This is a genomic window from Sphingobacterium tabacisoli, from assembly GCF_017908035.1.
Taxonomy (GTDB): domain Bacteria; phylum Bacteroidota; class Bacteroidia; order Sphingobacteriales; family Sphingobacteriaceae; genus Sphingobacterium; species Sphingobacterium tabacisoli.
The window spans coordinates 36483-49036 of sequence record NZ_JAEQMU010000011.1; the positions used below are offsets into that span (position 1 = coordinate 36483).

At 39.6% G+C, this 12554-nt stretch carries 12 protein-coding genes; 6 read left to right on the forward strand and 6 right to left on the reverse strand.

Annotation, left to right across the window (positions count from 1 at the left end):
* Positions 1–56 precede the first annotated feature (56 nt).
* On the forward strand, positions 57–1052 hold the full coding sequence (locus JKG64_RS22660; RefSeq protein WP_210356535.1) for an energy transducer TonB: 996 nt from the start codon (positions 57–59) through the stop codon (positions 1050–1052).
* On the opposite strand, the gene JKG64_RS22665 is transcribed toward JKG64_RS22660, so the two are convergent.
* The 3 genes from JKG64_RS22665 to JKG64_RS22675 all read right to left on the reverse strand — a co-directional run bounded on the left by JKG64_RS22665 (position 1045) and on the right by JKG64_RS22675 (position 3787).
* Positions 1045–2415 (reverse strand): tetratricopeptide repeat protein, encoded by a 1371-nt coding sequence (locus JKG64_RS22665; protein ID WP_210356536.1) that lies wholly within the window; start codon positions 2413–2415, stop codon positions 1045–1047. The genes JKG64_RS22660 and JKG64_RS22665 overlap by 8 nt on opposite strands.
* A 134-nt stretch (positions 2416–2549) precedes the next feature.
* The gene (locus tag JKG64_RS22670; protein ID WP_210356537.1) at positions 2550–2993 is read right to left on the reverse strand and encodes a hypothetical protein; all 444 of its coding nucleotides are present in this window, start codon (positions 2991–2993) and stop codon (positions 2550–2552) included.
* Positions 2993–3787, reverse strand: coding sequence for a hypothetical protein (locus JKG64_RS22675; RefSeq protein WP_210356538.1), 795 nt, complete (start codon positions 3785–3787; stop codon positions 2993–2995). The genes JKG64_RS22670 and JKG64_RS22675 overlap by 1 nt, the downstream gene beginning before the upstream one ends.
* 180 nt (positions 3788–3967) lie before the next feature.
* On the opposite strand from JKG64_RS22675, the gene JKG64_RS22680 reads away from it, so the two are divergent.
* A complete protein-coding gene (locus JKG64_RS22680; RefSeq protein WP_210356539.1) occupies positions 3968–5014 on the forward strand; it encodes a WG repeat-containing protein in 1047 nt (348 codons plus the stop codon).
* Positions 5015–5066: 52 nt separating this feature from the next.
* Here the strand turns inward: JKG64_RS22680 and JKG64_RS22685 are convergent, their stop codons facing one another.
* A complete protein-coding gene (locus JKG64_RS22685) occupies positions 5067–6422 on the reverse strand; it encodes an ATP-binding protein (protein ID WP_210356540.1) in 1356 nt (451 codons plus the stop codon).
* Between the two features lie 266 nt (positions 6423–6688).
* Between JKG64_RS22685 and JKG64_RS22690 the strand changes: the two genes are divergently transcribed.
* The gene (locus JKG64_RS22690) at positions 6689–7867 is read left to right on the forward strand and encodes a hypothetical protein (RefSeq protein ID WP_246512777.1); all 1179 of its coding nucleotides are present in this window, start codon (positions 6689–6691) and stop codon (positions 7865–7867) included.
* A 5-nt stretch (positions 7868–7872) separates the two neighbouring features.
* Here JKG64_RS22690 and JKG64_RS22695 read toward each other — a convergent pair whose 3' ends face one another.
* Positions 7873–8436: a C40 family peptidase gene (locus tag JKG64_RS22695; protein ID WP_210356541.1), complete on the reverse strand. Its 564-nt coding sequence runs from the start codon at positions 8434–8436 to the stop codon at positions 7873–7875.
* A gap of 188 nt (positions 8437–8624) precedes the next feature.
* Here JKG64_RS22695 and JKG64_RS22700 point away from each other — a divergent pair, with 188 nt between their 5' ends.
* The 3 genes from JKG64_RS22700 to JKG64_RS22710 all read left to right on the forward strand — a co-directional run bounded on the left by JKG64_RS22700 (position 8625) and on the right by JKG64_RS22710 (position 11501).
* Positions 8625–9524 carry a hypothetical protein gene (locus JKG64_RS22700; RefSeq protein ID WP_210356542.1) on the forward strand — a complete coding sequence of 300 codons (900 nt, stop codon included), beginning with the start codon at positions 8625–8627 and terminating at the stop codon, positions 9522–9524.
* 80 nt (positions 9525–9604) lie between these two features.
* On the forward strand, positions 9605–10177 hold the full coding sequence (locus JKG64_RS22705) for an RNA polymerase sigma factor (RefSeq protein WP_210356543.1): 573 nt from the start codon (positions 9605–9607) through the stop codon (positions 10175–10177).
* Positions 10170–11501, forward strand: a complete 1332-nt coding sequence (locus JKG64_RS22710) for a carboxypeptidase-like regulatory domain-containing protein (protein WP_210356544.1) — start codon at positions 10170–10172, stop codon at positions 11499–11501. The genes JKG64_RS22705 and JKG64_RS22710 overlap by 8 nt, the downstream gene beginning before the upstream one ends.
* Positions 11502–11551: 50 nt before the next feature.
* Here the strand turns inward: JKG64_RS22710 and JKG64_RS22715 are convergent, their stop codons facing one another.
* Entirely contained in the window at positions 11552–12436 is an 885-nt protein-coding gene (locus JKG64_RS22715) for an energy transducer TonB (protein ID WP_210356545.1), read from the reverse strand.
* Between the last annotated feature and the right edge of the window lie 118 nt (positions 12437–12554).

The following is a 12554-nucleotide window of genomic DNA, read 5'->3' on the forward strand; positions in this document are numbered from 1 at the left end:
ATCAATAAAATTTGAATATGTTTGTATTATCAAAAAATAGTAACAATTAGAACATCATGAGACAATCCCTTTTCTTAATCAGTAAATATGTGGTCGTATTCCTTTTTTTATTTTGCATAAAACCGCTAAAAGCACAGGAAACAATTGTAACCTATATAAAGAAAAACGGTGGTCTTACTGCTTTAAAAGATTCAGCCGACTACACAAGAATATTAAGTATTACCCCGAATGACATCGGCCTCTATGAATTAAACGAATATTACTCTAATGGCAACTTAAAGCGACATGGGTGGGTGAAGTCTCTAGATGCTAGAAAATTACAGTTTGAAGGGATAGTAGAAGCATACTATGACAATGAAATAGTAGAGGCGACACTAAACTATAGCCAAAACAAACTAGTAGATACTGCCAAAAGATACTATAGAAATGGCGTGCTAAAGGAAAATAGAGTGTATTTAAAAGATAAAGTAACCCCAGATTCAATAACCGATAACGAATTGTTTAGTCGCTTGGTCTACTATTCAGACTCCCTCAACAACATTCAAATCATAAATGGTAATGGAACAGCCAGATTTGTAGACAAAGATAATGACATTGAACAAGGCGACTATGCGAATGGCGTACGGACAGGTCACTGGAAGGGCACCATATTGAAAGGTAAGTATCGATTTGAAGAACAGTATGAAGAAGGAATAATTGTAACTGGAGAAACCACCGATAGTCTTGGACAGAAAATAAAATATACCAAGAAACAAGTCCAACCAGAATATCCGGGTGGGATTCAACAATTAAGAATGTTTATCGGCAAGAACTATAGATATCCTAAGGAAGCCCTAATGGCAGGAGTCGTAGGCCAAGTAACCATCAGTTTTGTGGTTGAAAAAACGGGGAAAACAACGGACTATAAAATCATTGACGACCTGGGATATGGAACAGGAAATGTCGGTATAGAAGTTATAGAAGCAGCAAGCGATTGGACACCTGGCTATCTAAGAGGTATACCTGTTCGCGTGGCTTACACGCTCCCTATACGCCTGAATTTAACTAGATGATGAGTCCTTTATTAGATTTCATCTGTTTTAGTAAAGCTTCTATTTCTTGATATTTTACCTTGTCCCGTTTATAGAACTCCTTTGCGCGCAAAAGCTCTGCTTCAGCCTGAGCAGAAAAACCAACTTTATATAATAACATGGCTAGGGTGTGGTGATACAATCCGCTTCGCGGGGACTGTTCGATGGCTTTGGTCTGCCATCGGATAGCATCATACAACGCATCCATATTATCTTTAGAAAATGCCAATATCTGCCGAGCACCATAGCTCAGATGCTGCGCATGCTCATGCTTGTACCTCGATTCAGATACCTTAAACCACTTCTGGAATGCTTCGTTTTCGACGCGATTTAATTGACCCTGATAACGCGAAAAACTAATTTTCCGCTCCACGGCATAGTCTATCCGTGCTAAAGAGTCTATCGCAACGCGATAATAATTCATATTATAATAATTTCTCGCCATGTTGACGTATGCCAAGCTATCCTTAGTCAGACGTTTATACTCCATCGGATAATAAGATCCACTACTATTTTCACGTAGATAATTAGGACTCCAGCTACCGCTGACAAATCCTTGTAACTCTTGTGCCAGATAGTAATTAGAAGACTCTAAAGACTGCCTAAACGTTTGTTGAATAATACGGTTATTGATATCCTGACGAGCCAGTAAGGGTAACGTTGCATATAGACTATCCACCATCTTGGCATTGGTACGGGCCAATTTGTAAACATTCCCATTATATACCGGTCCACTTTTCATTAAAAAAACCACTGTTTCAAAGTTATTTAACTCTTGAACAGTCAGCTGCGAAAGATAGTCATTCAATATCCGCTGATCAGCATAGTAATTGAAAGACTGATACTGGGTCAATAGCTTGGTCAATAATCCCCTACTACGTCCTCCCTTCTGATATTGTTTCAGTAGCTTGCCTAAGGTTTCTCCCTTAGCCAGTGTATAAGCCGAATCAGCAAGTTGCAACAATAACTGCTCATCCCTCACTGGTTTATCATACCGCAAAATTGGATATCCTTCGCTATCGGCAAAAAGGTATACGGGAGTAGTCAGATAAAATCCTTTACGGAGGGAATGTTGAAAATCCTCCCGCTTTACCTGTACGATGCCCGATACAAACTTATCACCGATATACTCTTTATTCTTTTTAGAGACCGATGCTTTTAGAAATTCAAAACTTTCATTCTGTTCATGTACCACTAAAAACATTAACTTATTTTGCTTATTTCCAACCGTTCGTATGCTATCGTAATCTACTCGTTCAAGAAAACCTGTCTGAGCATTAACGGAAAAAAAGATCAAGAATAATACAAATAGAAAAGGAGCTTTTATCCAAGTTACATTGGCCATATCAGTAATTTATTGGTAACTCCATAAACATAGTCAAAATATTTTGAAGGGCAAACGAAGTTTAAACACAAGAGCTACTTTTTCCTTTTTTAAAATTCTCTTTAAGTCGTTAATGTTTCAAATGAGACAGTCCCCTATCTATTATAAGGATATTCCTGTATCCAATTAAATCCACGCTTCCTCAGTTCAAAATCCTCTGGCTTCTGCTTAACCAACTTGATGACTTCTGTACGACTATCAAAAACTTTCTTTAGGAAGACATCGCCATTGTCATCAACAGAATAGTCGAATGTGTAATTAATTAGTGATATTGTCTTGTTGCCAACATCTATTCTTGGCTCAATAGCAATTTTACTATAATATTTATCCCGAACACTCGCATAGCCATCGAGTTCAAAGACAATAGACATCCAATCATTGGGAATACTCTTCCGCTCGGTATTATCATCGTCAATACGGTAAATACCGTAGAATGCTGATTTCTTGAAATAGTGGTCAATTAGCTTATGCCTATTCAACAAGCCCGTAACCTGCTGCGTTACAAAAACAAGAAGAATCATAACTTTGAGTCCGATCATCAGCTTATTTTTCCAAGACCGTGCGTATATCGGCCTTTCCAGTAGCTGCAACTGACCAGGGCCCCCACACGCACCAACAAATTGAACAAAGTCCGGATATAAGGTAAGAGCAAATAGAGCGATAATAAAAATAAGGCCGTCGAAAGGATCTTGACAGGGACATCAAAAAAATAGTTGGTCGCCATAACATTGATACTCACAGCTGTAGTGATCAGCGCTCCGAGTACCATCGTCCTTCGAAACAGCAAGAGACCTGCCAGTATCTCTACGATACCTACGAAAATATTGTAGCCTTTGGAATAGCCAAAATAGGTCCAAGCCAGTCCCATTGGAGAAAACTCACCCAAAGGTTGCATCAGTCTACCCAGCCCCGGAGGAGGCATCTGCGAGTGAGTCAGCTTGACAACACCATAATTGATCAGCATAAATGCGATGTAATATCTCGTAATCGCTGTCAACCAATAGTAACAGGTATTATAGCTCTTCCTGTCTCTATCCAACACAGACCAAACCAGGGCTCCTAATACCGCAACAGCCAAAAATATCGCCAAAGAAACCCAATCAAACGAGGTGTCTCCGCTACCATTAGTATACACTGCGTAGTCATACCGATAATTTAGAATATGAATTGCAAACCAATGGCATAACTGACGCATCGGCGTAGTCAGAAACTGAGTCAAATAACCCAACAACGAGAAAGCTCCATTATTCTTAAACAGGATAAACGAAAGAATGAAAATAAAACTGAAGCGAAAGCCTATTTTCCTTGATAGCGTCCATGATTGGTCAGTCATAAGTTAACATATTAAGTTCCTGTTGAAGTTAGTAAAAATCATCCATCTCTATCCACCTTTAACTTTATTTAAGACTTCAATCCTGCCGTTCCTTTTATACCCAATTCTTCAATATCCACAAGAACAAACATTCCTACTTCGATAGATTTTACGTAGGTTTAAAAAGAAATAGCGATGTATATGTCTATAAAAAATAGTTTTAGTATAATCGGGTGTCTTCTTTTAGGTTTTATTAGCTCTGTATCTGGACAAGAACTCTATTACTTTACTGATAAAGATTCTATTCAATTGGGGGTAAAATCAGCGACAGAAATAATTGTCCCGCTTGGAAGACATAGAATAACGTACGAAATTGATTTTTCTAAACCTATCCTCACTCCCATCTTTGAATTACCAGGAAGTCTAAACAAATCCCCACTCGCGACGGATAATCCCGCTATGCCATCGGCTACGGTATATAATAGAAAAGGGGAACCTCTTTACTACACCTTGTGGTTTGATAATGGCAGTGATTATTTTTCGGAAGACCTACAACGTATTATCGCCTTAGATAATGGAAAAATTGGATTTGCCGACGAGGAGGGAAATATCAAAATATCCCCCGAATGGGACTTTGCAATTCCATTCAACTATGGTTATGCAACAGTACTACGGGATATCAAAAAAGAACGAATAGATGAAGAGCACTGGACTGTAGTGCCAAACTCCTCTAGCTCCTTCAAAGGATATATGAACAAAAACGGAAATCTGATCACACCGAGCAAAACAAAAAAACATGAAAAAGACTATGTCTTAGAAGATGGTGAATACCTCCCTTACCCGTTCAGCTATACTAAAGATGAACAAGACATTCTAAAGAGATTTGAAGAATATTACGAGATTATTAATGATATCTCTTTACACAACTATTACAGCTCGGATCCTAAATCTGAAGTATCACTACAGTTTGAAATCATAAAAAGACCTACCGAACATTTTCCATATTACAAAATTCAAGGCTACCGCAAGCAACGTACGGAAGATGATTATACATTTTTATTTAATACTGAGGCACAAACTTTCCACTATATCGATTACCCCTATTCCTTAGATCAAGAAAATATTAAGCCAATAAAAGAGCATATACTAGAAAAACTGGAAAGAATCATCGAATACGACAAGCAAGCGTCTAAACATAAATCATCATATCCCTTTGATATTGATCATGCCTATCAAAAGTGGAGATAAAAACAAAAAGAACAGCATAGGGGGTAATTTACGTTTGTAGGAAAATCTGACGTTAGTCTACTGTGCTTATAAACCAATCGATATATTCTGGCAACTTTGTTCCCAAATAATACGGAAGGTTCAGTAATTTATAAGGCTTTCCATTTGGTGTAACGGTATCCTCAACTCTTAGCTCTCCTCCATATATCCGAACTGCGAAATGATGATCCACTCTTTCCAAAAATTGATGAAGAGACTTCAATGAACCTGTAGCACCAGACTTTACTTCAATAGGTATTACCAACCCCTTGGCAACAAAAAGAGCGTCAACCTCTGCACTGGACTGAGCCTTATCCCTAACCCAAAAGTGAGGCATTGATGTTGAGGAAAACTGTATAGAGATCAGCTCTTGTACAATCAAATGAGGAACTAATGCCCCTTTATATGCAGGACTCAAATCTTTCATCGCAAGCATATCAGACTGAATACCTGCCGCATAATTAATGAGTCCTGTGTCTAAGAACTGTAATCTAGGCGACTTCTTAATATCGCTCCGAATCGGAGGAGTCACATCAGTAGTAGGATAAATCAACCTTATAATTTTAGCATTATCTAAGGTCCTGAATGACTCTCCAATTTCCCGTGAACGGTAGTTTGAATTACCAAAACCCTGAAATTTAACACGTTCATCTAAATACAAAGGAGCTGTATCCATAATATGTTTAATAATCTTACGTTCCGTATCATTAGAAGCGTATTTCTCCACATCGTTTTTATATGTCCCCCAAATACTCTCGTATTTAGAAATAAGGTCAGATAGATTAGATGTTACCAAATCCGCTTTAACAATCTCTGGCATTCCTCCTATGATTGCAAATCTGTGAAATTCATCCATTAAAATCTGATGAGCAACTTTAGAAACAGGAATTTTATTCAGATATCCGGCAAGATTAGTCTTACTATTGGCTTCTAAATACTCTTGAAAATTCAAAGGATGCAAATACAAAAACTCAACCCTACCGACTGGAAAACTAGGAATCTCCTGCATAGCAAATTCGAGAAGAGAACCTGCACTAATAACATGTAATTCTGACATCTCTTCATAGAAGTAGCGTAATAATTGAATTGCAGCAGGACTCTCTTGAATCTCGTCTATAAAGAGAATGGTATCTGAAATGTCCTTCGAAGGAACTTCGTGAACAAGAAAGAGAGCTTCAACAATGTCTTGCACATTATCAAAGTTTTCAAAATATCGTCGATCTGCGGGTTTTTCTAAATTAAGAATAATACGATGCTTGTATTTCTTTGAAAAATCACGTATTAAAGTCGTTTTACCAACCTGCCTTGCTCCTCGTAAAATCAAAGGCTTTCGATCTACACGACCTCTCCAATTATCCAAACACCCCTGAATAGCTCTCTTGAATTCCATAACAAAAGTTAAAAATGTAACAAAAGTAAACCCAAATATACACACTCATTGTCACAAAATAAAGCCAGTTTCATCCAGTATATGTAACAAAATAAAGCCAATTTCAACAAACTGTTGTCACAAAGTAAGGCCAAATTAAAAAATAAGAAGAAAAAACACCAATTCATATCGATCCACAGTCTATTTCCATGACCTTCCCACTTTAAAAGAAACTAAAAAATTAACAGCAAATCCCTAAATTTGGGCAATACAGCGGTCGTATACACATGGAAAGAAACACACCTACCTTTATATCCCTAACCGGAGAAAATAGCCACAAAATAGTAATACCTCCTGGACAGGGGAGTTTTTCTATAGGAACGAAAAATATTTCCAACGGGAAATACGATGTATTAGTTGCGGAAGGCAGTGCAATCAACTGGGATGTATTCAACGAGATGTACACACCACATGGAAAACAAAATGCAGACCGCTCCCCTTACGGTGACTGGCCTCGTTTTTTCTATTACTCGGGAGATGATACAGGTTTCATCCAATGGTCGGAGAAGCGAAAGATAGAAAACATAAACTGGGCTCCGATAGGCCCAATGAAAGCAGATTTTACAAAGGCCAATATCAATGAACTGAGCATCCATGCGACAACCAATCCGATCGAATTAATATTGGGTGAGAATATCAATAAACTATACCTGTCTGGTAATCTAGCCAACATACAGATTAAAGCCAGTCCTGGTACTACGCTCGTACAATTTGCTCCAGATACCAGTACAGCGGCTGATAACAATTACAGCATACCGGAATTCCCATCATTAAATAAGACAGTAACCTCAGTACATGTAGACAATACTGTGATAGGTACAGCCGTAGACTGTAGCAGCTTATTGCAGTTCAAAAACATACAAAGTCTGAATCTGAGCGGTAATATCACCAATCTACAGGCTATTGCCCAACTACATGAGCTCGAATATCTGGGATTACGGACGATGCCCGATCTAACAGGCATGCCAGCACTGAAAATATGGCAAAAACTCAAAAGCTTCATCGGTTGGAATATTGAGGAGACACAGGGCAAGGTCCTACAACAGGAACTCAAAGCGATCTTGAAAGAAAAGGAAATGGGGTACTCCTCCGTATCTAAACTGCGTAAAAAGATATGGTTTACGACTGAGTATGGAATTCCATTCACCAATTGGGAAGGCAAGAATGTTAAAATCGCAACCAAAGCGTACAAAACGGCACTAAAAGAAATCAGCAAAGCAAAAGGTGAACAAGAAGTCAAACAAGCTATCGTCAAGCTCATCGAATTGGTCAACACCCTGCCCAATATAGAAACTATAGAACGTGAAGATACGGGCACCGCTGTAGAGCAATTGATCGAATCATCACCTTTAAACCTACCACAGGAGCTTGCGACAAAATGGTTTGACGAAGTTCGGGATTTCTAATACGATTAGATAGTCGGTGTACCGCAACGCTTCAGATACTTGTAATACCAGACATCTTTAAGATTCGAAATAACGACTCCCTGTTTGGTGGATACATGTACAAACTTTCCATTGTGCAGGTAAACACCCACGTGATCTATATCCCGTCCTCCAAAAGAAAAAAACACTAAATCTCCTTCCTTAAGTTGGTCATCATACTTTCGCTTGATCCGCTCCGCCATATCACGTGAGGTACGGGGCAGATCTTTACGGTACACTTCATTGTATACCATCCCCACAAAAGCAGAACAGTCTATTCCCGAGCGTGTCAACCCTCCCATACGATGCGGGCTTCCCATCCAATCATCAATAAAAGAGTAAAGATCTGCATTCAGTGATTTTGAATCTGTACCCAACAAATCTGCATAATATGCAGTTAAATTACCTTTGTTTTTCTTGCCTGCCAAAGTGCCACTCCCTACCGTCGGTTTATGATTATTTCCGTAAAGCGTCTTCTTTTTGGCACCACAGGATGCAAAAACAAAGGGCACAAGGAGCAGTAAAATAGATAAGTGTTTCGTTAGTGTCATAGCGTATCCTCCTATTTATTACGAATATAATAGCTCACAATAATACTATAAAACAGATAGTTTTCCACATATGTGATTTAAACATGCCCCATTTCAAACATAAAACACCCCTAAATGATAATGTTTTCTTTAAAACCTTTTCTATCCTTTCTCCCATTTCACTGATATTTTTCTTTTAAATTTGTATTATGAATAACAAAATCAACAACGCGCTACTCTTAGCGTTATGTACCCTCTCTACAGGGTTATATATCGGATGTAACAATCCTCCACAGCAGAATAACACAACCAGCGCAGCACAGGACACGATTCCGCAAAAAGTATCCGAAAGTCTAGCCGTGGACAGCTTATCACATCAGGATATCGGTTTCGGTTTATTCGATGATTCGCGTAAGCAACTTATCTTGATCGACGACGAAGAACGTCCTTCAAACGTGAAAGAGCTAAGCTATGCATGGGCTAATGAAAAAGCATACCAATTTGATTTTGTAAAAATGCAGCAGGAAAGCGAAGATTACAATGGAAGGCAGACGCCAGACAACTTCAGCAATCTCCCGGGAGCGGTGTTCCAACTTCATGAAAAACTATCCCCGGGTGAAGCCTATGCTTTCCTCGCCAACGACAGCTTCCATAAAACCCGAAAAGCAGTTGCCGTCAAACAGAACTTGGCGGATGCCAATAAAAGCAATGTGATTACAGAGTTAAAAAAAAGCTACCAAAGTCCTATAAAAACCATAAAACTCATCGCAACGACAGCAGAGAAAGACAGTGTTTTTCTAGCACAGCTAGCACCCGTAGCGGATACCCTAATAGTACTACTCGTTGCCAAATCCAATACAAGTCCAACCCTATTTATACAAGAATTCAAAGCCGAATATAACGAGATGAGTACCTGGAGAGTAGATGACGGCGGTCAGTTTCCGATGGAGGATTTCACCATCCTAAATGTCTTTCGCTACGACAATAAAATTGAACTGGTCACATCATTTCCGGGAGCTGAGGGCGGAAGTTTTTCCTTCATAACACCAGATAAACAAAACCGTTATCATACGATCAAAGAAGCCTATGCATACTGGTCTCCTTTGTAGAAAGAATCACGGGCGATATCTTAATTTAACATTAAATAACTGATACTCTGAAAAAAAAGCACTAATTTGACGGCAATTTTATGAAACTATACAATGCTGACCTTCCTCCTTATGAAGAAGATGCTGTCCTCTTGACGCAGTATCTTCAGGAAAATAATATGGAAGCCTTAGGCAAGCTGTATAGCAAACATGCCGAAATGGTATACTATGTATGCTTACGCTACTTTAAAGAAGAGGAAAAGAGTAAAGATGCTGTGATGCAGATCTTTGAAGAGCTAATAACCAAGATTAAAAAACAGGATATCAAGAGCTTTCCAAAGTGGCTATATGTAGTAAGCAAGAACTTTTGTCTCATGGATCTGCGTTCAAAAAAAGGTAGAGTAGAAATTTCAGTCGATGAATTTGTGGAATTTCCAATAAGTATGCATCAGGAAGAAAGCTATTCAGAAAAAGAAGGAAAACTGTCTTCGCTGGAACAATGTATAGAAAAGCTTCCAGAAAAGCAAAGAGTCACTGTAGACCTTTTTTTTATCAATGAGCATTGCTACAAAGAAGTAGTAGAAATAACGGGGTATAGCATGAATGAAGTAAAAAGCTATATCCAAAACGGAAAGAGAAACTTAAAAAACTGTATGGATAGAGCTGATGCGTAAACTCACATTCGATATTGCACACCTACGTAAGTACGTCAATGGCGAATTGTCTTCCAAGGAAATGCACGAAATAGAACGTGCTACCCATGATGACGAGATGCTAACCGACATCCTTATGGGCTTAGAGATCGAAAAGAACAATCAGAGCACCCCACTATCATTGGCCGACATCAGTGACCAAATCACCGAAAGGACACAGCAACGACCACGTTCCAGACCGCTATGGAATAATAATATATTTAAAATAGCCGCATCTGTTGTCGTACTACTGACCGCAACAGGCGTCCTATTTTGGAATACCCAAAAGCAAGAAACTCACTCCGAAGAGCTTGCTGTCAACGACATGCCGGAAGGTCCTATTGGCCCTAGCCACGACCGTATCGCAGAAATCTCTGCTACGCCAGACAGCGTTGGTAAGTTGTATTCTGAACCCAAATACCGTCAACAAGACGTCCATCCAGAACAGAACAGAAAACATGAAAATGTATCGGCCAATCTACGTTCCAGAAATCTTACAGAGCAAGAGAAGCAGATCCTAGCCTATACGCCTACAGAAAAAAACATTGAATTTAGCCAAGATATCGCTGGCACGCTAAATCTCGGTCACCCCAAGCATGAGAGCGATGTCATCATCATCAATACCGAAGCACAGGATAAATCGAATCTGATTGCCTCTAGCTCCAAAAAACAAGCACAGCCCAGAATCGCCGACACAAGAGTCAGCATAAATCCTAATGCGACATTATCTGCCGCTCAAATGCGGGCAAAACTAAGCAATATGGGCTTAGAGCCTCAGACAAATTTTATATCGGCACAGGTGCTGGATCAACAGTCTAAAAAACCTTTGGCTGGTGTAGAGGTGACAGACATACAAAACGATAGAGTTGCTCTAACTGATGCTGACGGAAGGTTTACCTACCTGGCTAACAACAAACAAAGCTTAAAAATCAATGCAGAAGGCTATACTACTAGAGAAATAGCGACAGAAAACGGAGCCCAAACCATATTACTATCTCCAAAGGAAAGCTTCCTAGAGGAGATCAGTATCACCAAGGATTCCAAATCCAGTAAAAGTACACCTTTGATGGGACGGGAAAAATACATGACCTATCTCCGTAACGAAATAAACAAGATTACGGAGCAGAGATATGCCTTTACTGTTCAAATAGCATTAAGCAAAAAAGGAGATCCTGATACTGTTACGATAACAAAGTCTTCTGATGAAAGCTTGAATGCCAAAGTGATTCGCATTATCACAAGAGGGCCACACTGGACAACAGGTTCAGACTGGAAAAAAGTAACACTCGAGATATCCTCTCTATAAAATCTTCCTTAAAACAATTCAAGTCCCGAAGGACTTGAATCAAATAACTATTATTGTTGAATGGTACTGAGTCTGATAGGCAAAGTATAGGACACTCTAACCGGTCTTCCGTTCTGAATACCCGGGCTCCACGCCTTCGCTCTTTGCAGGAGTTTAACAGCCTGATCTCCCGTTCCGAATCCTAAATCTCGCTTCACATCAAATGAGCTCAAACTACCATCTTTCTCCACAACAAAGGTAACCTGTATAATACCTGCCGCTGCATTATCGACCGCGGCGGATGGAAACTGATAATTACGCGCCACCCATTCTACGAATGCTTTCATACCTCCCGGTGGCACAGGCATGATCTCAACTGCCTCGAAGGGATCTCCCGAATCATCGCCGCCTCCCGTAATACTTCCTGTACTCCGCCCTTTACCGCCGCCTTCACGTTTTTCTTTTCCAAAAGTGCCTTTCGGGATTAGCGTACCCCCGGCCTGCCCTTTCATCGATATCGCTCCTATCATCTTCTTGGGCGCAAGAGTTTCCGAAGTCGCTACAACATCTTCTTTAACGTTTGCCTTATCGGTTGGGTTAACCTCTGTAAACTTCACTACATCTACCGCAGGCACGTCCTGCGCCACCTGCTGGGCTTCGCCAGATTCTTTAGGAATGACAACCTCTTCTTTAATCGGAAGTGGCTGCTCGATCTCAACAGTAATCACTGATGTATTTAGCGCAGACAGATTGTTCCCTACCTCTTTGTTGGGCTTATGCTCGATAAAAGAGAGACTACACAAAGCGGCAACAAATAATGCCACACCTGCTAAAGAAATCTGAATAGCTTTCTCTCCAAAAAGCCTTAATTGATAAGCTCCATAAGCTTTGTTCCGGCCGACAAAAACAACATCCATCCATTCTTTGTCGAAAATAACTGATTTTGAAAATAGCATAGCAAAAAGTTTAAAGGTTTATAACTCTCTTTTATGCTATGATGATTCAAAACGATTGTTTCCACAAAACAAATTGAACATATTTTGGTGCGCACCTACTATGCACAAGTACCGCGAA

Bases quoted from the DNA above. Each gene is read 5' to 3' on its own strand.
- JKG64_RS22680 (WP_210356539.1), top strand. From the start codon at position 3,968: ATGTCTATAAAAAATAGTTTTAGTATAATCGGGTGTCTTCTTTTAGGT.
- JKG64_RS22705 (WP_210356543.1), top strand. From the start codon at position 9,605: ATGAAACTATACAATGCTGACCTTCCTCCTTATGAAGAAGATGCTGTC.
- JKG64_RS22710 (WP_210356544.1), top strand. From the start codon at position 10,170: ATGCGTAAACTCACATTCGATATTGCACACCTACGTAAGTACGTCAAT.
- JKG64_RS22670 (WP_210356537.1), bottom strand. From the start codon at position 2,993: ATGATCGGACTCAAAGTTATGATTCTTCTTGTTTTTGTAACGCAGCAG.
- JKG64_RS22675 (WP_210356538.1), bottom strand. From the start codon at position 3,787: ATGACTGACCAATCATGGACGCTATCAAGGAAAATAGGCTTTCGCTTC.
- JKG64_RS22695 (WP_210356541.1), bottom strand. From the start codon at position 8,436: ATGACACTAACGAAACACTTATCTATTTTACTGCTCCTTGTGCCCTTT.
- JKG64_RS22660 (WP_210356535.1), top strand. From the start codon at position 57: ATGAGACAATCCCTTTTCTTAATCAGTAAATATGTGGTCGTATTCCTT.
- JKG64_RS22685 (WP_210356540.1), bottom strand. From the start codon at position 6,422: ATGGAATTCAAGAGAGCTATTCAGGGGTGTTTGGATAATTGGAGAGGT.
- JKG64_RS22715 (WP_210356545.1), bottom strand. From the start codon at position 12,436: ATGCTATTTTCAAAATCAGTTATTTTCGACAAAGAATGGATGGATGTT.
- JKG64_RS22665 (WP_210356536.1), bottom strand. From the start codon at position 2,415: ATGGCCAATGTAACTTGGATAAAAGCTCCTTTTCTATTTGTATTATTC.
- JKG64_RS22700 (WP_210356542.1), top strand. From the start codon at position 8,625: ATGAATAACAAAATCAACAACGCGCTACTCTTAGCGTTATGTACCCTC.
- JKG64_RS22690 (WP_246512777.1), top strand. From the start codon at position 6,689: ATGGAAAGAAACACACCTACCTTTATATCCCTAACCGGAGAAAATAGC.